26 protein-coding genes are annotated in these 21,093 nt (G+C 50.5%); 13 read left to right on the top strand and 13 right to left on the bottom strand.

Going from position 1 to position 21,093, the window contains the following annotated elements:
• Nucleotides 1–50 precede the first annotated feature (50 nt).
• The 8 genes from J7E85_RS07940 (at nt 51) to J7E85_RS07905 (ending at nt 6,141) form a co-directional block, all read left to right on the top strand.
• Nucleotides 51–974, top strand: a complete 924-nt coding sequence (locus tag J7E85_RS07940) for an ABC transporter ATP-binding protein (protein WP_213646112.1) — start codon at nt 51–53, stop codon at nt 972–974.
• A gap of 2 nt (nt 975–976) precedes the next feature.
• Nucleotides 977–1,723, top strand: a complete 747-nt coding sequence (locus J7E85_RS07935) for an ABC transporter permease (RefSeq protein WP_215156637.1) — start codon at nt 977–979, stop codon at nt 1,721–1,723.
• Nucleotides 1,724–1,742: 19 nt separating this feature from the next.
• Nucleotides 1,743–2,975: a sensor histidine kinase gene (locus tag J7E85_RS07930; RefSeq protein ID WP_215156635.1), complete on the top strand. Its 1,233-nt coding sequence runs from the start codon at nt 1,743–1,745 to the stop codon at nt 2,973–2,975.
• Nucleotides 2,908–3,519 carry a response regulator transcription factor gene (locus tag J7E85_RS07925; protein WP_215156634.1) on the top strand — a complete coding sequence of 204 codons (612 nt, stop codon included), beginning with the start codon at nt 2,908–2,910 and terminating at the stop codon, nt 3,517–3,519. Before J7E85_RS07930 ends, J7E85_RS07925 begins: the two co-directional genes overlap by 68 nt.
• A gap of 172 nt (nt 3,520–3,691) precedes the next feature.
• Nucleotides 3,692–4,054, top strand: a complete 363-nt coding sequence (locus J7E85_RS07920; RefSeq protein ID WP_215156632.1) for a GntR family transcriptional regulator — start codon at nt 3,692–3,694, stop codon at nt 4,052–4,054.
• Nucleotides 4,055–4,066: 12 nt separating this feature from the next.
• Complete coding sequence (locus J7E85_RS07915) at nt 4,067–4,945, top strand: ATP-binding cassette domain-containing protein (protein ID WP_215156630.1); 879 nt, start codon at nt 4,067–4,069, stop codon at nt 4,943–4,945.
• Complete coding sequence (locus J7E85_RS07910; protein WP_215156628.1) at nt 4,938–5,627, top strand: hypothetical protein; 690 nt, start codon at nt 4,938–4,940, stop codon at nt 5,625–5,627. The genes J7E85_RS07915 and J7E85_RS07910 overlap by 8 nt, the downstream gene beginning before the upstream one ends.
• A gap of 61 nt (nt 5,628–5,688) precedes the next feature.
• Nucleotides 5,689–6,141 (top strand): hypothetical protein, encoded by a 453-nt coding sequence (locus J7E85_RS07905; RefSeq protein WP_215156626.1) that lies wholly within the window; start codon nt 5,689–5,691, stop codon nt 6,139–6,141.
• An 89-nt stretch (nt 6,142–6,230) separates the two neighbouring features.
• On the opposite strand, the gene J7E85_RS07900 is transcribed toward J7E85_RS07905, so the two are convergent.
• The 13 genes from J7E85_RS07900 to J7E85_RS07840 form a co-directional block, all read right to left on the bottom strand.
• Entirely contained in the window at nt 6,231–7,244 is a 1,014-nt protein-coding gene (locus tag J7E85_RS07900; protein ID WP_215156714.1) for a serine hydrolase domain-containing protein, read from the bottom strand.
• Nucleotides 7,245–7,506: 262 nt separating this feature from the next.
• The gene (locus tag J7E85_RS07895) at nt 7,507–7,701 is read right to left on the bottom strand and encodes a hypothetical protein (protein WP_098741325.1); all 195 of its coding nucleotides are present in this window, start codon (nt 7,699–7,701) and stop codon (nt 7,507–7,509) included.
• Between the two features lie 262 nt (nt 7,702–7,963).
• Nucleotides 7,964–8,773 (bottom strand): DUF368 domain-containing protein, encoded by an 810-nt coding sequence (locus tag J7E85_RS07890; protein WP_215156712.1) that lies wholly within the window; start codon nt 8,771–8,773, stop codon nt 7,964–7,966.
• 63 nt (nt 8,774–8,836) lie between these two features.
• Nucleotides 8,837–9,013, bottom strand: coding sequence for a hypothetical protein (locus tag J7E85_RS07885; protein ID WP_215156624.1), 177 nt, complete (start codon nt 9,011–9,013; stop codon nt 8,837–8,839).
• 104 nt (nt 9,014–9,117) lie between these two features.
• A complete protein-coding gene (locus J7E85_RS07880; protein WP_215156617.1) occupies nt 9,118–9,867 on the bottom strand; it encodes a DUF3891 family protein in 750 nt (249 codons plus the stop codon).
• A gap of 26 nt (nt 9,868–9,893) precedes the next feature.
• The gene (locus J7E85_RS07875; RefSeq protein ID WP_006207549.1) at nt 9,894–10,097 is read right to left on the bottom strand and encodes a DUF4177 domain-containing protein; all 204 of its coding nucleotides are present in this window, start codon (nt 10,095–10,097) and stop codon (nt 9,894–9,896) included.
• A 66-nt stretch (nt 10,098–10,163) separates the two neighbouring features.
• Nucleotides 10,164–10,625: an NUDIX domain-containing protein gene (locus J7E85_RS07870; protein ID WP_215156615.1), complete on the bottom strand. Its 462-nt coding sequence runs from the start codon at nt 10,623–10,625 to the stop codon at nt 10,164–10,166.
• 186 nt (nt 10,626–10,811) lie between these two features.
• Nucleotides 10,812–11,288, bottom strand: coding sequence for a hypothetical protein (locus tag J7E85_RS07865; RefSeq protein WP_215156614.1), 477 nt, complete (start codon nt 11,286–11,288; stop codon nt 10,812–10,814).
• Nucleotides 11,289–11,334: 46 nt separating this feature from the next.
• Nucleotides 11,335–11,952: a hypothetical protein gene (locus J7E85_RS07860; RefSeq protein WP_353049473.1), complete on the bottom strand. Its 618-nt coding sequence runs from the start codon at nt 11,950–11,952 to the stop codon at nt 11,335–11,337.
• A 103-nt stretch (nt 11,953–12,055) separates the two neighbouring features.
• Nucleotides 12,056–13,162, bottom strand: coding sequence for a VanZ family protein (locus tag J7E85_RS07855; RefSeq protein ID WP_215156612.1), 1,107 nt, complete (start codon nt 13,160–13,162; stop codon nt 12,056–12,058).
• 269 nt (nt 13,163–13,431) lie between these two features.
• On the bottom strand, nt 13,432–13,692 hold the full coding sequence (locus tag J7E85_RS07850; RefSeq protein ID WP_215156708.1) for an HAD family hydrolase: 261 nt from the start codon (nt 13,690–13,692) through the stop codon (nt 13,432–13,434).
• Between the two features lie 44 nt (nt 13,693–13,736).
• The gene (locus J7E85_RS07845; RefSeq protein ID WP_215156610.1) at nt 13,737–14,429 is read right to left on the bottom strand and encodes a response regulator; all 693 of its coding nucleotides are present in this window, start codon (nt 14,427–14,429) and stop codon (nt 13,737–13,739) included.
• Complete coding sequence (locus J7E85_RS07840; RefSeq protein WP_215156608.1) at nt 14,407–16,017, bottom strand: ATP-binding protein; 1,611 nt, start codon at nt 16,015–16,017, stop codon at nt 14,407–14,409. Before J7E85_RS07840 ends, J7E85_RS07845 begins: the two co-directional genes overlap by 23 nt.
• 257 nt (nt 16,018–16,274) lie before the next feature.
• Here J7E85_RS07840 and J7E85_RS07835 point away from each other — a divergent pair, with 257 nt between their 5' ends.
• The 5 genes from J7E85_RS07835 to J7E85_RS07815 all read left to right on the top strand — a co-directional run bounded on the left by J7E85_RS07835 (nt 16,275) and on the right by J7E85_RS07815 (nt 21,085).
• A complete protein-coding gene (locus J7E85_RS07835) occupies nt 16,275–17,282 on the top strand; it encodes a Bug family tripartite tricarboxylate transporter substrate binding protein (RefSeq protein ID WP_098741316.1) in 1,008 nt (335 codons plus the stop codon).
• A gap of 63 nt (nt 17,283–17,345) precedes the next feature.
• Entirely contained in the window at nt 17,346–17,801 is a 456-nt protein-coding gene (locus J7E85_RS07830; protein ID WP_215156605.1) for a tripartite tricarboxylate transporter TctB family protein, read from the top strand.
• 18 nt (nt 17,802–17,819) lie between these two features.
• Nucleotides 17,820–19,346 carry a tripartite tricarboxylate transporter permease gene (locus tag J7E85_RS07825; RefSeq protein WP_215156603.1) on the top strand — a complete coding sequence of 509 codons (1,527 nt, stop codon included), beginning with the start codon at nt 17,820–17,822 and terminating at the stop codon, nt 19,344–19,346.
• Between the two features lie 36 nt (nt 19,347–19,382).
• Nucleotides 19,383–20,804 (top strand): NAD-dependent malic enzyme, encoded by a 1,422-nt coding sequence (locus J7E85_RS07820; protein ID WP_215156601.1) that lies wholly within the window; start codon nt 19,383–19,385, stop codon nt 20,802–20,804.
• Nucleotides 20,805–20,839: 35 nt separating this feature from the next.
• Nucleotides 20,840–21,085, top strand: coding sequence for an HPr family phosphocarrier protein (locus J7E85_RS07815; protein ID WP_215156599.1), 246 nt, complete (start codon nt 20,840–20,842; stop codon nt 21,083–21,085).
• Nucleotides 21,086–21,093 lie beyond the last annotated feature (8 nt).

Genomic DNA, 21,093 nt, shown 5'->3' with positions numbered 1-21,093 from the left:
GCTTTCGTATGATGAATTCAGATCATTTCGATTACGAAAGGAGCGATACCATGTCAAAACCAATCCATGAACCTATTGCGGAACTACGGCAGGTAACCAAAATGTTCGGAAGCAAAAAAGCAGTCAACCAAGTGTCGTTTACGATAGAAAAAGGATCTATCACGGCCATTCTCGGGCCAAACGGAGCAGGTAAATCAACCGCCATCTCCATGATGCTTGGTCTTAAAGACGCCAGCGAAGGTGAGGTCCTCCTGTTCGGTCGAAGCCCGAAGGACTTGAAGGTCCGCGAGAAGATCGGCGCTATGCTTCAAGAGGTGAGTGTCATGGACGGGCTCCGCACGCGTGAAATCATCAATCTCATTCGCGGCTATTATCCAAATCCGCTGTCGCTTTCAGACATCGCTCTGCTTAGCGGGCTCACAACAGAAGAGCTTAACAAATGGGCTGTCAAAATGTCCGGAGGCCAAAAACGCAAGCTCAGCTTTGCACTGGCGATTGCGGGGAACCCCGAGCTGTTATTCTTCGATGAACCCACGGTCGGCCTGGATACATCGGCACGCCGGTTATTCTGGCAGACGGTACGCAAGCTTGCCGATCAGGGCAAGACGATTCTGTTCACCACCCACTACCTGCAAGAGGCGGACGATATGGCTGACCGCATTCTGCTGTTCCACCAGGGTCAGGTTGCTGCAGACGGCACGCCAGAAGCTATCAAGGCTAAGCTGACCCGAAGGTCGCTCTCCTTTATCGTCGATGCGGATCACCAGCAGGTCAAGGAGCTGCTTCATGAGGTGCCCGGCGTAACGGATGTATATGAACTGAACGGTCGGCTGAACGCTGTAACTGATAATACGGACACGGCACTAGCAGCTCTGTTCCGGGCCGGGCTTGCTGTACGTGACATCCGCATCGATCAAGGAAGCCTGGATGAAGCATTTGAGCAATTAACGATGAATCAAGGGGAGGCCGTATAATCATGACAACCTGGAAACTGTTGACCATACAGTGCAAGATGGAGCTGCTCCGGATGGTACGCAATCCGTATTATATTTTCTGGTCGCTCGCTATGCCGATTCTGTTCTATTTCATCTTTACCCGGGTCGTGAATACGGGTGCTGACGATACCGGACAATGGCAGGCGCATTATCTGATGTCGATGGCATCCTTCAGTGTCATGGGCACCGCCATCATGTCGCTCGGCATTCGCCTCGTTCAAGAGCGAGTCCAGGGCTGGGCTATATATATGCGGGTAACGCCGCTTCCCGGCAGCGTGTATTTCTTTGGCAAAATGTTTGTGCAGACGGTCATGCATCTGCTCTGCATCATCGTGATATTCGTAGCCGGCTACCTGATTAACGGCGTCTCCCTCACCCTCGGACAATGGCTGCTCAGCGGACTGTGGATTCTGATTGCATCCGTCCCGTTCCTGGCTATCGGCACCCTGATTGGATCCATGAAACGGGTCGATACAGCAAGTGGCGTCAGTAACGGCATCTATTTAGGCCTGGCCATAACCGGTGGGATGTGGTTCCCGATCGAGGCAATGCCTTCCATCATGCAAGCTATCGGCAAGTGGATGCCCTCCTATCATTTTGGCGGAGGTGCCTGGTCAATCGTGCGTGGAGAAGCGCCCGGACTGGATAATATCATTATTTTAGCAGCTTATTTGGCGGTATTTATGTTAATATCCACCTATATCCGGAAAAAACAACAAGCCGACTAAAGGATAGGGTGATGGCAACATGAAAAAATTGAAAGATGCGAAATCGGCAGGATTTGAGGTCTTTCCAACGCAATTGGGGATTTTCCCTTATTTATGGCTCATTTATTTATTCCTGCCCGTGCTCAACATGATGAGCGAACGAGGCTGGAAGATGGGTATTGGCTTTACACTTATCGCCTTGTTTCTCGTCACGTATCGCCAGCTTTATTTCGCCGCCGGCACACCCCGTTTTTTCTGGTGGCTCGGCATTCAAATGTCCATTATCTTCATCCTTTGCATGTGGTACTACCCAACGTATATGTACATGGGTTTCTTTACAGCCAATTTCATCGGCTGGTATACCGACCGGCGCAAATTCACGATATCCCTTGTGCTGTTTGGCATCATAGAGGTTATTCCTTTAATCAAAAATGCAAGCTTGTTGGGCTGGAAGGATCTGGTCTTTATGATTCCTTTCTTTCTCATCATGCTATTTTCACCCTTCGGTATCCGCTCACTGAACCGGCGGCAGGAGTTGGAGAAGGAGCTCGCGCAGGCTAACGAGCAGATTCGCAATCTGATTAAAGGCGAAGAGCGGATGCGTATCGCCAGGGATCTTCATGACACCTTAGGTCATACCCTCTCCCTCATCACGTTGAAGAGCCAGCTTGTCGAGAAGCTGGCAATGAAGAATCCCGAGAAGGCCCAATTGGAAGCCCGGGAGATTCAGAACACCTCGCGTGCGGCGCTGCGCCAAGTACGTGAGCTGGTGTCCGATATGCGGACCGCCACCTTGCCCGAGGAATTGGTAGAGGCCCAGATCATTCTGGAGAGTGCCGATATCCGGTTTATCTGCACCGGTAACCCGAAGCTGGAGGGAATATCCGACCTGGCCCACAATATTCTGAGCCTCTGCTTGCGGGAGGCCGTGACCAATGTGGTGAAGCACAGTCAGGCAAGCCAGTGCCGGATTGCCCTCGAGTCGCTTGACAATGAGTGGCGTCTTGAGGTGGCCGACAATGGAGTCGGTCTTCAATGCAAAGAAGAAGATCCATCTTCTTCATCCCACAGTAATGGCCTGAAAGGCATGGTGGAGCGGCTTTCCCTTATTGGGGGCACCGTAGAGGCCAGCTCCGACCAGCAAGGCACGATAATAGACATTCGTGTTCCGATCATCATCAAGAACCGGAAGGAGGACACATCCCATGAGCATCAAAGTGCTGATCGCCGAGGATCAGCGAATGCTGCGCGGCGCTCTGGCTTCCTTGCTTGATTTTGAAGACGATATTGATGTGATTGGTCAAGCCGGCGACGGCGATGAGGCTCTATCCCTGATTGCCTTGCATCAACCTGATGTATGCCTGCTCGATATCGAAATGCCTGTACGCAGTGGTCTCGAAGTAGCGGAGGAAGTAAAGCTGCGCGGTTATGCCAGCCGAGTCATCATCCTGACGACCTTTGCCAGACCCGGTTATTTCGAGCGGGCCGTGCAGGCGGGAGTTCAGGGATACCTGCTTAAGGACGAGCCCAGTGAACGGTTGGCAGAAGCCATCCGCCGGGTAATGGATGGGCGGCGGGAGGTCTCCCCTGAGCTCGTATTCGGTACGCTTTCAGGTGCGGGTGCCAATCCGCTGACCGAACGCGAACGGGAAGTGCTGCGGTTGGCTGCAGACGGCAACAGCTCCAATGAAATTGCGTCGAAGCTGCACTTGTCCTATGGGACTGTCCGCAACTATATGTCCGAGATTTTAAGCAAGCTCAGTGCCAAGAACCGAATCGAGGCCATCTCGATGGCGGAAGAGAAGGGCTGGATATAGCATTCCTTGCAGCTTGATCACACCCCTTACCCTCGTCTTGAAGAGACGGGGGCTTTTTATTTCACAGCACAAACAGGCCCATTTGGGTCTGTTTTTTTCTTTTTTGATTGACACATCCTCCCACCTGGTATTATAGTATGTTACAAGACTAACATACCGACAGGGTGATATCATGAATTCCAGGTTTGACGAAGGACAGCCGATTTTTCAGCAAATCGCAGATATGATTGAAGATGACATATTGAACGGGACATACCAAGCGGATGATCAGATTATCTCGATGTCGCAGTTCGCGAGTACTTTTCAGGTCAATCCCGCTACAGCTGTAAAAGGCATTGCCCTGCTTGTCAATGAAGGGATTTTGTACAAGAAAAGGGGGCTGGGCATGTTTGTTGCTGCAGATGCCAAACCGATCATATTGACCAAGCGGCAGGATCGGTTTTACAACGAACTCGTATTGAAGCTGCTTGATGAAGCCGAAAAGCTTGAATTGACCACCGAGGATGTTATTGAAATGATCAAACAAAAGAGATAGGAGATGAGCGGGATGAACGCAATACTTACCTGTTCCAACCTGAGCAAGAGTTACGGGCGTACGGAAGCGGTCCGAAATCTGGAGCTCCAGCTGGAAGAGAATACGATCTACGGCTTGCTGGGCCGCAATGGCGCCGGAAAGACCACGCTGCTTAATATGATGACCGGCGGATCTTTCCCAGACCATGGCAGTATTCAGATCTCGGGGGTAACGCTTAAGAGTGGAGAAACCCCAAAGGGAATTTGCTACGTAAGAGAGAAAAATTTGTTCTTCGGCGGTGCCAAGGTGATTGAAGTGCTGCGCCTGGCATCGGCCTTTCACGAGAACTGGGACTGGGACTATGCCCAGAGCCTGCTGAAGACATTCAAGCTGAACCCGGACAAAAAAATCCGTCAGCTTTCACGGGGAATGGAATCTCTGGTCGGAAACATCATCGGTCTGGCGAGCCGGGCCCCAATCACCGTATTTGATGAACCGGTGCTGGGATTGGATGTGCTCATGCGAGAGAAATTTTATCGCGTCCTGGTTGAGGATTATGCCAATCATCCCCGGACCATCCTGCTCTCGACCCATCTGATTGATGAAATCGCAACCGTCGTTGAGAAAGTCTACATCATGGATTCCGGCACAATGTTATTACATGACGATGTTGACCATATCCGCGCCAATTCTCATCTGTTGACAGGGAACCAGGAACAAATCGAACAATTTACGAAGGATCGTCACGTGATATATAAAGAATCTTACGGTAAAGGTTCCTTAACCGCGATATATGGAGCCATTCATGAGGCAGACCGTGCACAAGCCAACAAGCTTGGTATTGCTATTGACGGTTTACCGCTGCAAAAGTTTTTCTCCTATTTAATCGAAGGAGGGCAATCCATTGAATAAGACAACCGCACTCATGAGGGCTTCATTTCTTCAGCTTCGACCTTATCTCTTGGTGATGCTCGGCACCGTTGCAATTAGTTTGATTGCAAATGTTATCGTTGGCCTGTCTCTTGGAGACAGTTCGGAAAATACGCAGGTGTCTGCGGCCAACCTCCTCACCGTGTTCCTGATATTTGTTGGCAGTGTGCTACCGGCAGGGTTGTTCCGGCGAGTGATGAATTTAGGAGCTACACGAAAAGAATATTATGTTGGCATGCTCCTGGTTTACTCCATTTGGTCCGCCATCTTTGCTGTCCTCAATATCATCTGGCTTCAGTTGGAAATCGGCTTTATACGACAATATGAGAGTACCTTCAACATCCTTGAAATCTTTGGTTGGAATCAATTTGGAATCGTTGGCATGTTCTTCTATCAATTCGGTGCTTACCTGCTTCTTATTTCATTACTGAATCTGCTGTTTTCCGGTCTGCGTCATGTAATGGGCTGGGTGGTCTGGGTGGTATTTATTGCGGCAATCCCTATCTTTACATCCATCCCTTCGCTCCGGCATACGCTGGCTGATGGCTTGCTGGCCCTTCTCTTCAACGATTCGCTGCTGCAAGGACTCGGACTCACGCTGATCATCTCTCTCGTTCTGCTTGCAGGAGGCTGGTGGTTCACGGCCAGACGCACCATCGCCTAAGCTTGTTTCCCCTAACAACGCGTAATTTTGGATCACTCTAGCACGAAAGGAATGATGGATCTTGAAAAAGGATGCTGCCCCCCTTGAGGTGTTCCAGTCCTTTCTGTTATGGATAATTGCCATCGGTGCAGGGGTATTTGAGATGATCCTGGCTGTCATCGATTCGATATCCAGCCTAACGGGTGCTGGAATTGTCGGTATTCTCATTCAAGTCGCCGCACGAACGACGATGTTCGCTGTCCTTGTCTACATCATGATCAGAATGCTTCGTGGTAAGAATTGGGCGCGAATCGCACTGGCTTTGTTTTTAGGCGGGTTTGGTACTCTCTCCCTAATCATTGACCCTATCAAATGGCTCCTAACAGGCGGTTCCCTTTGGGACGCCTTTGCTCATGCAGACAATATTTCCATACTATTTGCCTCCAGTCGTACCCTTCATATGATCGCCGTTGTTGCGGCCCTGGTATTTATGTTCAGACCCGCGGCGAATCGGTACTTCAAAGCCGAATCGTAGGTCAACCCAACACCGGCTTGATCTTGGGATCAACAGAACAACAGCCCCTGGCCTATTCAAGGCCTGGGGCTGTTTCATGTAGGTCAAGCTCACTTCAACCATTCTTCCTCGATGAACTGTATCATTTCAAAAGCGCCACCACCGGCATTGGAAGCCACTACAAGGGTATAGCCGGTGGCCGGATAATAGGCAGACCGAAAATTCACACCCGGATCATAGCCCATGACGTGGTATTTAAACACATCCTCATTTCTCTTGGTAATCCACACGCCAAGCCCATAATGCAGGTCACTGTCCGGAACGTGCATATGGGAAGCCAGCAGCTTCTCCGTCATGGATGCGGTGAGCAGCGTATTGTTCATAAGCGATCTCCATAACTTTATCATGTCCGGTGCCGTCACATACGCCCCGCCGTCCGCATAACCTTGAATCGGGATAGCATACTGGTTCGTTCTCCACGTGCCGTCCTCCTCATCAATATACCCGTAGGCCGTATTTGCGGGCAGACGATCCAGCGGGAAATATCCCGAATCCTGCATGCCGCACGGCTCAAATACAAACTGCTGGACATAGTCGCGAAACGGGATTCCGGCATGCTGTTCAACGATCAGACCGAGTAATACAAAGCCTGCATTGTTATAATGAAATCTCTCGCCGGGCTGAAATTTCATGCGCTCATCCTGGAACAAAGGAAGGAAATCCCTTCCGTTCCGGAGTGTATACATGGGAACCGCCTTCCACAGATCCTCAAAGTCATCCATGACCTCTTCATCAAAATAATCCGGAATACCCGAGCTGTGGCTCAACAAATGAAAAACGGTAATCTCCGAGCTAAAATTAGGCAGTGAAATATCCAGACAATCGCTTAGCTTGCTGTCCAGCGACAGCTTGCCCTGTTCGATAAGCTGACAAACCGCAATAGCGGTGAACAGCTTACAGCCTGAAGCAATGCCAAACCTGGTGTCTGTTTGATTCGGGATGTGATCGGCCCGGTTGGAATAACCGAAGGCACCATCCCCTACGATGTTGTCATTTTCATCTGTTACGAGCACAGCTCCCGAAAAACGAATGCCGGCAGCAAATTCCTTCATTTTATGTATCATCAAGAACCCCATCCTTTATCTGGTTAGGGATATTTTAACATCTTTTTGGATGAGGGTCTTGGTACAGGACCAGTATAATGAAATATTCCCTTCTTATGTCCGGAATGCCGGTTGAAGCTCCAGGGGGAAGCCCATTTAGGTCTTTCGCTGCTCCAAGCACAAAAACCCCTTTCTGCCAACCATGTCGAATTTCATCACTTGATGAACGCTTCGATCACAGTCTGCAAGTGGGGGGATTGTAAAATGTATATTCGCTTCTACCCTAATGTCTCCACATCAGCAGCAGGATCACCGGGACCGCAAAAATAAGCAACCCGGCCCCAATCATCGAAGCGACCTGCAGCATGAATGTGTGCTTGGTTGGACCGGATGTCTGCAGCATTCCGCATTGAGCGCATCTGTTAGAGGCAGGGTATACCTCGCCGCCGCAGCTGACACAAATCCCATTATTCCTCATGAATAACGCTCCTTTACTTGGAAAGACAACATCGACATCTATGCATTGCTTTATCATTTAATATGAACGGAATCCTCACGGATCCTATTCATGAATACTTTTTTAATGTTAATCCATTTGTGAATATTGTCACATAAATGCGATGACAAGTAAAGGCATAAATCATTCATATGCCATCTCAACCCTTCGCTCCTTCGAAGCAAAGTTGCTCAGTGCAACCTAAAAACAGGAAGCCCGCGGCTCCCTGTTTTATATTTCATTCTTATTCTTTTCTACCCATGAACACCGCTACGATAAGCCCCAGCAGCAAGGTTCCTATACTGGTAGCCATCATACCCGTTCCGGATGGAATACCCGGAAACACGATAACAATAGATCCTAATATCAATCCAATAATCACGGCATACGTCATATGTGGGAAACGGTCCAGCAGGTACCGAATCAACCGGCTGCTAACCACGAAGCCAATCACCACTCCCGCCCCAATGACAGCTATAATCCCTATATTTAATGAGGATAGAGCTGAAATGGCAGTAGAATACACACCCAGAAGGAGAAGTACAAACGACCCGCTAATGCCAGGCAGCAGCATCGCCATGCTGGCCAACCAGCCGGATAAGAACAGTCCGATCCCGTTGGACCAGGTCAGGACGGATATCGGATCGGATGTGGCATCCGTTCTGAGAAAGGCCGTCGAAGCTAATACACCGGCTGCCACAATCAACACGACCACATGCACGGCTTTGAATTTGGTTCTCGCCTCCGCTTTACGCAGAATAAGAGGTAACACCCCTAAAATCAATCCTGTAAAGAAAAACTGGGTTGGCTCATAATAGCTTGCCAGCAGGTATTCAATCACGCGGCTCAGTAACAATAGAGCTGCTCCAATTCCAACGCCAAGTGGAATCAAAAAGCCCAGCTGCTTCTTCCATTCCCTGCTGAAAAATCCACTGATAGCCGCCAACAAACGATCATAGATACCCAGCACGACAGCAATAGTGCCGCCGCTTATACCTGGAATCAGGTCACTGACTCCCATCAGCACACCCCGATATAGGTTCTTCCATTCCATCAAAATCATAATCCTCCTACCTTACAAAGTGAATCTTATCGTGATAGCCCTGCGAAGGAGGTTTTACTTGTTCTTGGCATGCAATACCAAATTCCCTATTCCACCAATCGCAAACAACAGTGAAACGATTCCAAATCCCCATTGCCAAGAGCTTCGATCCGTAATGAAAACGACCACCAAGAACGCTATCGCAGCCAAAAAATTAAGCAGCGCAACGATCAAAAATTCCTTTTTCTTCATTCTTCATCCTCTACATTCCTACAGAATCAAATCTGTCCAGTCTACAACCCACTGCGGTGATCATATCATATTTTTGCCGATGAAGTATGATCGTTCATATGAACTTATGGTACAAAAGTAACCGTCTGCTCCGTCCACGCCGCACCATCAAATGCCTTGGCCACTCCCAGTTCATCAATCTTCGCCTTCAGCACATATTTCCACTTCACCGAAGCCGACCATGCCTGTTCGAACAGAAACGGTCGCAATCGAATCTCATGCTCGCTTGCCCAGGCCGCTATGACCCTTTCCCCATCGATCGACATATCGAAGCCCTCTTTGAACCAAGGATGCTCCTGATCCTTGGAAACACCAGGATCATTCATGTTTACATAGAGCGAGATATCATCGCACAGCTGCAGCAGGCCAAACTGTCTGTTAACGACATCTTCATCGGGAAATGGAAACTGATCACTTAGTCGTTTTTGCCGAGCCAACTCCTCATGGTAGAATTCCACCAGCGGCGTTTCCGTCGCCTCTTTCATAAATGACGCAAAATGAAGGCTGCAGAGATATCCTGCATAAGGACTCATCGCTTCGATCTCATCAACACCCTTTGTATACATTAGCATTTTCGGCAGGACCGGATAATCGATAAAAGTGTATGGAGTCCGGCTCTCGTCATTCCAGATCGGCGTGTCATCCATCCGAAGCCAAGCGCGGTCATGCTCTGTTATAGCCAGCAGTACTTCTTCCAATACAGACTCATCCATAAACAGCTCTCGCCTGAAGCCCCGGGCTACATCGCCCGAGAATCGGCCATGGTCGTCCTGGGCCGTCATCACAAAAGCATCCTCTGTCTCGCGAATGATCATAGTATCATCTCCCCTTTATTCATTCCTCACCCCAGATAAGCTCTTCGCTTCATTACGGCAATGATGTCTCTGGACTGGCCTTGATGCACACTCGTATCAAAGCACGAGATCAATTCCCAGCCGTCAATTCCGTAACTGTTTAATAAATCCTCAAATTCCTCTTCGTTCACCTTGCCTCCAAGGAATCCTCCGGTTTTGTATTTCAGCGTTTTGTATTCCCATTGATCCATATTCGGCATCCTCCATCATCCCATTGAATTTTTGACCATAGACTTCAAGACTTTCTGTAGATAAAATCAGTTCGTATCTCCAACATAGCAAACTACGGGGTGTGCAGCCTTATCCTGGAGTGGCTTTACCAGGGATCGAGGGTATACTCGAATCTCATCCAATGCGGACAGATCGATCCATTCCACACCCACCTGGTATTCATCCGGGTTATGGCCAAGAAAGGTATCCCCTGCATCCGCCAAGCTGCACTCAAAATAAAACTCCACTTGGTGCACATCGGAATCCCATTCCGCAAATTCATGATTGGAACCTATGTATTCACGGACATGCAGGAGATCACGAACTTCCACCTTACGCCCGATTTCCTCCTGGCACTCTCTGATCACCGCCTGCACCAAGGTTTCCCCCTTTTCTTGCCCGCCGCCAGGGAACAGATAGAAATCCCCCAAATGGTCTACGTTTTTCGTTAGAAGAATTTGATGATTCCGCATAATAACGGCCTTGGCCGAGTTTCGTATCGGTTTCATGAGCTGTCTCCTTATCGTATCGGTTTCTAGTTCTATTTTCTATTGTAGCAAATATAAATCCTCCATAGGCCAATCTGCAATCCGTACAAATACATGAATGTAACAAGCCGGTGTCCAATGAGCATGCTCAATGAATACCGGCTGTTATTGCACATCGTGAATAAGTCTGCTTAGCTCCCGAAGCAGCTAACGCCTATATGAGCCACTTGCCCGCTTCTTTCGAACAACGGCCGCCACCCACACAACGATTAGCAGAATCAACCCCGCCACAATCCAATCCTTGATGACTTCCCACGGAACACGAGACCCGCCATACTCACCCTCATAACGAGCCATGACATAACCTTCCTGCGTCTCAACCGCGATGGCGGATTCAGGAGCGATTCCTTGGATGGCATAGTATTTCGTTCCCTTTGGGTAAATATTAGAGAAGTTGCCGCCGTAGGTCCCTTCCTGATCCGTATGGTAGGTGACCTTCCCCACCACGTCTCCAAGCGTGGACCCATCCACGCGGTTCTCTGACACGACAAAAATCTTCCCGTCGTTCACGACAAATGGATATGCCCAGGAAGCAACTGCAGCTGGCGATGAACCCATCACCAGCAACAGCAGCGTGACCAGCGATATTTGCATAAGCCGACCCGCACGGTGAATATCGACCATGGTTCACCTCACAATTCAGAGTCATGTTATCTGAAGAACCGGATGGCTATTTCACCTGTTTGCTTCTGCCATCCACGATCAGCTCGATGCCCGGCTCGTTGGATCCGCCCGACATACTGTAAGAAGAGTCAGGCTGTTCCAAGAAACCCTCAAAGGTTTCAATAATCTGTATCCGACCTCGGGGCCGAACCGTAACCACCTTAGACTCGAAATCAACCATCCTCCCGCCAATATCAACGCTTAGCGGCCGCACCATAATCTGTTGCTCGGTACCATAGCTGTAAATATGAATCTGGCAGTGTGCCCGAATAGCATCGTTCTCTGTGCGGTAATCACACTTGCTGTCTTTCTTGGAGTACGACACGGTGGATATTCCGCTCGAATTGTAATTCACCGCATACATCACAAACTCTGATATGAATGGAAAAATAACGATCCAAACGACACAGCCGAGCAATAATCGGCTCATAATCTTCGGATAACGTGGACGATAAATCCGTACCACCCACAAGATGCCAGCTACCAATAAGATAAGGCCTGCTAGAACAGGCAAATGAAGACCATAATTGTCTTCCTTAGTCCAGGGAGATATCCCTGCCCAGCGGAATAAATCATCTCCGAACGAGTAGCCCAGATGTTGGATGGAAATAAACAGCAACCCCACGATGATTGCAGAAATGGAGAGAATTTTACTTTTCAGTTTAACTCCTCCTCGACGAACCCGTTTCCCACATTATAACAAATAAGAGACCCTGTGGTAACCTACATTAATCAGTCTTAGTTAATGGTTTATTCTCTACGATAGCCAGCCTCGTTCCGCTCTTGGCCTCATGCAGGAGCTTCCGGTCACGATGGATGAGACATAACAGCATATGGATAAACACAACGCCATCCAGAAGCAATACCCCCAGCGCATACATGGCAGCCAGGATTTGCGAACCCAAAACATTAACGGGAATAAGCAAGGCATGAAATCCACCCCATACCACATATAGCAGTCCGTTACGGATGATCACTTCCTTCAACTTCAGATGTTCCTCTGCTCCACGAATCTGGACCCGGACAATCCACTTGCCCAGCGTCTGTCCCTGCATCATATACGGCAGCACGATATGATATAAAATCACGACAATAAAATACGCACCCTTCACATTCAGCACCGTCAACACGCCAATCATCGGCAACACGACCCCTGCATCAATACCGAAAGCGATCGCCCGGCGCGTATAACTGACCCGTTTCTGCGATAGATCCACCTTCTCATCCAGCCGATCGAGGCGAGGCAGGTGATTTTTCATCCAATCCGCGAGCACGAATCCGATCATTCCACCCATGGTATTCAACAGCAGATCATCCACATCAAACAACCGGTAAGGGTGATCATAGATGCCGTAAATACCGGTCACCTGGGTCACCTCAAAGAACAGCGATAATCCGAATGAGGCCACCAAACACGTAACCCAAGATGCCCGAGCATAATAACGCAGGAACATGCCGAACGGAACCACGAGAAATACGTTAAACACGACCTGCAAGAAGGCTCTTTCCTTGAATAGATGCATGTAAGTCGAAGGCTCGCCCCATACCACCTTGGTCTCCTTCAATATGTCTTGGATAAAGTTCAGAGGAATCCACTGCATGACCGAGGCGACATTCATTGGAGCATTATGCCGCGAGGCAGGCAAAGGAAGAAGCACCAGATACACTGCGTTCATCATGTAGAGCAGAAATAAATACAGCAGAAATCCCCGGAATTTATTAAAATAACCATATTTGCGATACTGCACAATCAGAAAGGGAACTGCGCACAGCAAAGCCGCTATGGGAAAGGTTAAAAATGCATAAGATATTGGAAACAGGTAGGCTTCCAGCATGCTTTCGTTCACTCCCTCTGTGATGTTCTACTTATAGGTTAAAGGATCAAGTTTAAATGACGGGGATTCCTTCGTTTAAAATGCGTTTAAAAAAGGCACTTCCGCGTCATAATCGGCCCTGCTGTTAACCTGGGGGTAGCTATACTCCAAAACCGAATAACCCACACCAACAGTGTGGGCAGGATCACCATATGCAAAATGCATTGGATTGAATGGTTATCCCAATTAGGCTCATATCATAATAACGAGGATGCACAGAGAATGGTTTTTCAACTTTTTAAATCGTGGATAATTTCGAGTAAATCGGTGATCTCCCCATCTTTGCCCTCCCATTCCGAGATTACGTTGAGATCAAAATAAGGTTCGATGCCGAGTCCCCTGATGTTGCTGTATTGAAATTCGCCGTAACCATTGGTGATCAGTCCGAGTTTTATCCCTTTGCCTTTCAAGCTGTCCAACGTTGCATGCAGATTGGGGAAATCGACACAATTTTGTTGAAACTCAGATACGGGTAATGGCTCTAGCGATATATCGCTGTAAGTTTAGGAGAGATGCCGCGCCAGCATCCGGTCATCTAATCCCCTGCTCTCCGGTATACCCGTTCCGGCCTGCCTACCGTGCCATATGAAATATCCGCCATGAGGATGCCCTTCTCCACGAAGTACTCCAGGTATCTTCTGGCCGTCGTTCGGCTGAAGCCGCCACGTTTTCCAAGCTCCTCCGCGGTCCACACGTCCTCGGACTCCTCGATGTAGGACAGGATTTTCTCACTCGTCAATTTATCGATGCCTTTTGGAAAATACGTTTCCCTCTCCATCCGTTCACCGGCACGCCATAACAGCTGGTCGATGCCCTGTTGATCGATCTGCTTATTTGCTCCGCCGAGCTGCTTCATCTGCTCGTAATATTTCCGGTAGGCTTTCAGCTTCTCCTGGAAACGGTCGAAGACCACCGGCTTGATCATAAAATCGTACACTCCGCCGCGAATCGCCTCCCGCACCGTATCGAATTCCTTGGCTGCCGTTATGATAATAACATCGGTATTCGGGTATCCCCGCTGTATATGCTGCAGCAGATCCAATCCCGACATATCGGGAAAATACAAATCCAGCAGCACCAGATCAGGCGCCAGAATATCCAGCTGCTCATGTGCCTGGACCCGATCCGTTGCAATGCCGACGACCTCGAAGCCCTCTACCTTCTCTACGAACCGTTGATTAATGCTGGCAATGCGCACATCATCTTCAATGATTACGACCCGAATCATGGATATTCCCCCCTGTTTTTGGAATCTTGACCGTAAACACCGCACCGCCCGCAGGCGAGTTATGGCACGCAATCGTACCGTGTAATTGCTGTACTGCCCCGTTGACGATCGATAGGCCAAATCCTCGATTGCGTTCCCCCTTGGTGGAATAGCCCCGCTCAAACAGACGATCCGTTCCAGCCTCGGCGATACCGGACCCGCTGTCGGATACTTCGATCATTAATTGATTGCCCTTGTCATGTAACTTTACGCTTACCCATCTGTTCTCCGGTTTGGATCCCAATGCCGCCTCCATGGCGTTGTCGATCAAATTTCCAATAATGGCAACTAGCTGGTTTCGGCTAATATGACCGGGAATGTCTTTAAAGGAACTGCTCCGGTCAATCTCAACCTTCACCTTTAACTCGCTTCCGCGATTAAACTTTCCAATGAGAATGCCGCCAATGATCGGATCGGGAATTTCCTGCAGCAGGAATTGTATCAGGTTCTGATGCACATCCGTCTCATGCGTAATCAGATCCATTGCCTCCTGATACGATTCCAGCTGAATCAGTCCGTAAATCGTATACAGCTTATTGGAATATTCATGCGTCTGCGCGCGCAGCGCTTCCGTATACCTCTTCACCTGCGTAAGCTCTTCGGTCAGGCGCAGCAGCTCGGATTTGTTCCGAAAGCTGGAGACCGCCCCCACAATCCGATGCTCATGATCATAGATAGGCAGCCGGTTGACCACAACCGCGTGATCGTTAATGACCATCTCTTGATCCTTCTCTGCTACCCCGGACTGCATCACCTCCAGCAGCCTAGTGCCCGGGATGACATCCTGAACATACTGCCCGGTGATCACCCTACGCTCCTTTGGATCGATCAGCATCATGGCTGTATGATTGGCCAAGGTTACGATGCCCTCTCGATTGACGGCGATAATGCCTTCATGAATCGTTTCCAGAATCGCGCGTTTCTCTTGATACAATAAACCGATTTCCTTGGGCTCCAGCCCGTGAATGGATCGCTTGACGCTGGACGATATCCATATAGCGCCGCCGCATCCCAGGATTAACGCAATTCCTGCAAAGAACAGGACACGATTTCGGTACGATTGTGCTGATATCTCGATATCTTTCATTAGAATGCCAACCGATACGATACCAATAATTTCGTTCTTATCATTGTAGATCGGCGTCTTCCCCCGGAGCGAGGGTCCCATGGATCCAATCGCCTTCGATATGATGCTCATGCCCTTCAATACCGGGCCGTTGTCGCCACCGACCATCTCTTTGCCGATCCGATCGGCGAGAGGATGCGCATACCGAATTCCTTCACGGTTACCGATGACGATATATTCCGCATCCGTCTCCAGCCGAATTTCCTCCACCACGGGCTGAATGATGGCTGACGGGTCCTCTTCCTCGAACGCATTCTGAATAACGTCCATTTCCGCCACGGCCTTCGCCAGCTTTAATGCCGAAGCGCCGATACTCTTCTCCAGCGTTGTGATGAGCAACCGCTCAAAACTGAAGGTGAGGGCGACAATGACGGCGAACAACAGGGTGCCTATAAGCAGAATCAATCTCGTCTGTAAACGCATTCATATTCCTCCATACACATTGTCGCCATAAGCGTAGCTCTGATTTTCCTATTGTATTCTAGATCACACATGTGACAATAGTCTCTGGAAAAAATCGGTCGTAAATTTTATGAACAAAATTAGCGAAATGATGTTTTTTCAACTTATGCCGCAATTCTGTTCAAGCCAGACGCTCGATGATAATATGAAGGAACTTCAATTAAGTAAGCGCTTACAAATATGCGAACTCTCGCACAACGATAAGGAGGAACTTATTCATGCTTAAACGAAACGGCATAAAAATTATAACCGCTGCGCTTGTCCTGGCCATGAGCCTGACAGCCTGCAACAGCACCGGAAGCAGCGCCGGCGAATATCCGAAAAAACCATTTATCGTGACCGCGCCTTCTGGCGCCGGCGGTGGATGGGACAAAACCGCACGTTCCCTCACCAAAGTACTTACGGAAACAAAGCTCATCGAACAAACCATGACGGTTGAGAATAAGCCCGGCGGCGGCGGGACCGTGTTTCTCGCTGAATACGTAGCAAAAGACAACAAAGATCCCTACAAGCTGTTCGTCAGCTCTCCCCCCATTCTAATTAACAATCTAAAAAAAGAAGGGAACAGTCCATTCGGCTACAAGGACGTGACGCCGCTCGCCCAAATGACCAAAGACTTCGGAGCGATTGCCGTACCGGCAAACTCCAAATTCACCGACCTGCAATCGCTGGTCGATGCGATCAAAGCCGATCCGACTTCCGTCACACTTGCGGGCGGTTCCGCTCCGGGCTCGATGGACCACTTGATCAGCGTTCTGCCTGCATTCAAATCCGGTGTGGATCCGAGAACCGTGAAGTATTTATCCTATGATGGCGGCGGCGAGGCCATCGCGGCCCTCCTCGGCAACAATGCCGATGCGATCGGCACGGACATCTCTTCGCTCGGGAGCTACCTGAAAGCAGGCAAGATCAAAATCCTGGCGGTTACCTCAAGCGAACGCCTAGGCGGAGACTTTGCAGATGTGCCGACTCTGAAGGAGCTGGGTCTGGATGCCGAATTCACCATCTGGCGTGGTGTATTCGGTCCGAAGGAACTGTCGGAAGAGCAGCTGGCCTTCTGGGACAAAACGCTGAAGGAGCTCTCCGAGAACGAAGTGTGGCAAAAAGAGCTGGTTGCCAACGACTGGGCAAGCGAATACCGAAACGCTGCTGACTTCAAGGCATTCCTTGAAGAACAGGAGCAAGACGTGCAGGAGCTGCTCACAGCGCTAGGCATGCAGAAGTAAGCGTTGGAATTGAGGGAGCGGTGCGCTCCCCTCTCCCGTTTCATCCTTGAGGAGGTGTCAACCTTGAACAGAACGTTTGACCGCTACGCCAGCATCGTATTTCTGCTCCTTGGCATCGGCTTTATGTGGCAGAGCGCCAAGATCAGCGCATCCGCATACGGGAGCACCGTCGGCCCTAACATATTCCCGTTTGGTCTCGGATTGGCGCTTACGCTGCTAAGCATTCGTTTGTTTTATGAAGCCTTGAAAGCCAAGCCGACGGAGAACCATGTGGAGAAGCTGGACTATAAACGCTTTTTCATGATTTTTGCAGCAGCGTTTCTCTATGCCTATTTCCTGGAATTCATCGGATATATCATCGGCACCTTCCTGTTCCTCCTGTTTGCGTTTCAGACACTGGAACGAGGCAAGTGGCTGAAATCCATTCTAATCTCCGCGCTGTTCTCCGGCGGTGTATACGTCATCTTTGTTGTCTTGCTGGAAGGCTCCATGCCGGGCTTCCCGTCTTGGCTATCATGAGCATGGGAGGAATCTACAATGAACGTTCTGGATTATTTGGCGGATGGCTTTATGACCGCCTTGCAGTGGCATAATCTGCTCTTTGCCTTCATAGGTGTGCTGATCGGCACCTCGGTCGGCGTGCTGCCCGGCATCGGTCCGATGAGTGGCGTCGCGCTTCTGATCCCCGTCACCGCCTCCATGACTAGCGGCTTGCCAGCGGAAGCAGCAGCAACCAGCTCCATCATTCTCCTCGCAGGCGTTTATTATGGGGCCATGTACGGAGGCTCTACAACTTCGATCCTGCTCAATACGCCCGGAGAGTCCTCGTCTGTCGTGACGACGCTGGACGGCTACCAGATGGCGAAGCAAGGCAGAGCAGGCCCGGCCTTGTCCATCGCTGCGATCGGCTCGTTCGCAGCCGGGCTCTTCGCGCTTGTGGCATTGATCGCGCTGGCGGAGCCCTTATCCAATGTAGCGATTAAATTCGGCCCGGCCGATTATTTCTCGCTCCTGCTGCTTGGACTCTGTGCAGTAAGCGGGCTTGCAGGCAAATCGATCACCAAGGCACTCATCATGACCGTATTCGGTCTGCTGCTCGCTACCATCGGCATGGATACCGTATCCGGCGTCGCACGGTTCACCTTCGATATCCCCATCCTGTACTCTGGACTGGAATTTCTAACGATCGCTGTCGGTTTGTTTGCCCTTGGCGAAGTGTTCAAATCCATCCTGGAGAGAGACTACGCAGCAGGTCCAACTTCCAAGATCGGCCGCATCCTGCCGACTCGCCAAGACCTGAAGGATAGCGCGGGACCGATTGCCCGAGGCTCGATCCTTGGCTTCTTTATCGGTATTCTGCCGGGCGCCGGGGCAACGCTTGCTTCCTTCTTCAGTTATATTGTTGAGAAAAAGGTCAGCAAGCATCCGGAATCCTTCGGCAAAGGTAACATCGCTGGCGTTGCAGCCCCCGAGTCGGCCAACAACGCGGCTTCCGGAGGCGCCATGATCCCGCTGCTGACGCTGGGCATTCCCGGTTCCGGGACAACGGCCATCCTGATGGGGGCGCTCATCATGTACAACATCCAGCCAGGCCCGCTGCTGTTCGAGGAGCATCCTCAAGTTGCGTGGGGACTGATTGCGAGCATGCTCATTGGTAACCTGCTTCTGCTCGTACTGAACATGCCGCTGGTCAAGGTATTCGCCAAGGTCATCCAGACCCCGGCCAAATATCTCATTCCAATCATCATTGCCATCTCCATCTTCGGCGTTTACGCCGTACAAGCGCAGATCTTCGACCTGGTCCTGCTGCTCATCTGCGGCATTGCCGGCTTCCTGCTGGCCCGCAATGACTTTCCGCTCGCGCCACTGGTGCTCGGACTCGTGCTGGGTCCCATGATCGAGAACAATATGCGCCGGGCGCTGACCACGTCCAACGGCGACTTTATGATCTTCCTGCAGAAGCCGATGTCGCTGGCATTTCTCATCATCGCCCTGCTCTGGATTGTCGTTCCGATTCTACTCAAGCGAAGAGGCAAGGAAGTTGTCGTGAACGAAGAAGGCTAACCATCATACGTATATCGATAGCTCAAGGAGGCAGTCATGAATACCAGCAAACTAGGCGGCAAAAGTGTCATCGCTAGAATTGAAATGAATACGGAAGAAGCCAGCTTCGGTCAAGTAACGGCCGCCATCTTTGAGGCTGGCGGCGACATCGTGGCCATTGATGTCATTCAGACGAGCAAGCATACCACGATTCGCGACGTCACCATCACGGTAATCGACACCATCGACATCGACATTATTGCCGAGCGCATTCGCAGCATGTCCGGCGTTCAGCTGCTGCATCTATCTGATCGCACCTTCCTGCTGCACCTGGGAGGAAAGATCGAAACCAAGCTGAAAGCGCCGATCCAGAACCGCGACGACCTCTCCCGCGTGTATACTCCGGATGTTGCTCGCATATGCATGGCGATCCACGAAGAACCGCGTAAAGCCTTTACGCTCACCGTCAAACGTAACACCGTGGCCGTCATCTCCGATGGCAGCGCCGTCCTGGGACTTGGCAATATCGGCCCTTATGCGGCCATGCCGGTGATGGAAGGCAAGTCGATGCTCTTCAAGCAGCTGGCGGACGTAGACTCCTTCCCGATCTGCCTGGATACGCAGGATACCGAGGGCATCATTACGGCGATCAAAGCGATCGCTCCCGCGTTTGGCGGTATCAATCTGGAGGATATCTCCTCGCCGCGATGCTTTGAGATTGAGCAGCGCCTGCGCGAGGAATTGGACATCCCAGTGTTCCATGACGATCAGCACGGAACCGCCGTCGTCCTGTACGCTGCCTTGATCAATGCACTGAAGGTCGTCGGAAAAACCGTGGAGAATCTGAAAGTTGTCGTCTGCGGCATCGGCGCCGCGGGCGTTGCCTGCAGCAAGATCCTGATGTCGGCTGGCGTGAAGAACATCATCGGCGTCGATCGCCTCGGCGCGCTGACCGCCGATCAGACGTATGACCATCCCATGTGGCAATGGTACGCCAGCAACACCAACCCCGAACGGCGTTCCGGATCACTTCAAGACGTCATCCAAGGCGCCGACGTGTTTATCGGTTTGTCTGCCGGCGGAATCCTGAAGAGAGAGGATGTTCAGGCGATGGCAGAGCGTCCTATCGTCTTCGCGATGGCCAATCCGATCCCGGAGATTTTGCCGGAAGAGGCCGAGGATATCGCGGGCGTCATTGCAACGGGAAGATCCGATTATCCGAACCAGATTAACAACGTGTTATGTTTTCCCGGTATTTTTCGCGGCGCTCTGGACTGCAGAGCCTCCGCCATCAATGAGGAGATGAAACTCGCCGCAGCCGAAGCGATCGCTTCGACGGTCACGGACAAGGAACGGAGTCGGCATTACATCATCCCGAGCGTATTCAACCAGCAAGTCGTCAGCGGCATCCGGGACCTTGTCATCCAGGCAGCCATCCGAACCGGGGTCGCGCGCCGTATTCCAAGGGAATACCGCTAACGATTACGATTCCATGAAACGGGGAGGGTTCAGGAATGGGGAGCAGCATACGAGCTATCGTGGACATCAATAAGAGGGCGAATGATTTCTCATCCAGCATCGTACTCGTCCTTGGACCGGATCACGACGCAAAAAGCATACTGGGTCTAAGCATGACACTGTACCGCAACCAAACGTACCTTCTCTACGTTTATGGTCCGGACCAAATGGAGGCGAAAGCTGCCATGCGGGAAGTATTCGCCAAGCACCATCTGCAGCTGCAGCTGAAAGAGGATCCCTAAGAGTCGAG

This window comes from Paenibacillus sp. ISL-20 (genome assembly GCF_018613005.1).
Classification (GTDB): Bacteria; Bacillota; Bacilli; order Paenibacillales; family Paenibacillaceae; genus Paenibacillus_AQ.
The sequence above is the reverse complement of the archived record's forward strand: the minus strand, read 5'-3'. Positions and strand labels throughout refer to the sequence as shown.